This window comes from Nguyenibacter vanlangensis (assembly GCF_013376155.1).
GTDB lineage: Bacteria > Pseudomonadota > Alphaproteobacteria > Acetobacterales > Acetobacteraceae > Gluconacetobacter > Gluconacetobacter vanlangensis.
Genome location: NZ_JABXXP010000990.1, coordinates 1 through 833 on the forward strand (window position 1 = coordinate 1; position 833 = coordinate 833).

Sequence of the window (833 nt, forward strand, 5' to 3'; positions counted from 1 at the left end):
CCCTGGCGCAGCCGGTCGAGATGGCGGGCCAGGTGGGCGATCCGGCCCTCGGCCACGCGCATCGTCTCGAACAATCCGTCGCCCAGGGTCAGGCCGCGATCGGCGGGGTCGATCCGCGCCTGATCGGCCGGCACCAGCCCGTCATTCAGCCAGAGCCAGGTCATGTCCCGCCCCCTATGGGGCCGGGGGACCGGTCGGCCCCGAACAGGGCCAGCAGCGGTGCGATCTTGAGGCGCATTTCGGCATATTCCCGTTCGGGGTCGGACAGGATGGTGATCCCGCCCCCGGCGGCGGCGGTGATCGTCCGCCGGGTGGTGGCCAGGGCGCGGATGATGACCGAACTGTCCATCGCGCCGTCGGTTCCGATGCGGAACACCGCGCCGCAATAGGCGCCGCGCGGCGAGGATTCGAGCCTGTCGATGATCTGCATGGCGCGGTGTTTCGGCGCGCCGGTGACCGAGCCCGGCGGCAGGGCGGCGCGCAGCAGGTCGAGCGCGTCGTATCCCGGCGCCAGGGTGGCCGCGATTTCGGACACCAGGTGATGGACGTGCGCGAAGCGTTCGACCGAAAACAGTTCGGGCACGCGCACGCTGCCCAATTGCGCGACGCGGCCGAGATCGTTGCGCATCAGGTCCACGATCATCAGGTTCTCGGCGCGCTCCTTCTCATCCATCGCCAGGGCGGCGCGCAGGGCGTCGTCCTGTTCGGAGGTGGCGCCGCGCGGGGCCGTGCCCTTGATCGGCCGGCTGCGCGCCATGCGGTCGGGGCCGAGCTGGATGAAGCGTTCGGGCGTGGCGGACAGCAGCCCGAAATCGGCCCCGCACGCCAGCCAT

The 833-nt window shown here is 71.2% G+C and carries 1 protein-coding gene; it reads right to left on the reverse strand.

Going from position 1 to position 833, the window contains the following annotated elements:
- Positions 1–160: 160 nt before the first annotated feature.
- On the reverse strand, positions 161–833 hold a 673-nt coding region (locus tag HUK84_RS20705; protein WP_176641866.1), incomplete at its 5' end, for an anthranilate synthase component I family protein.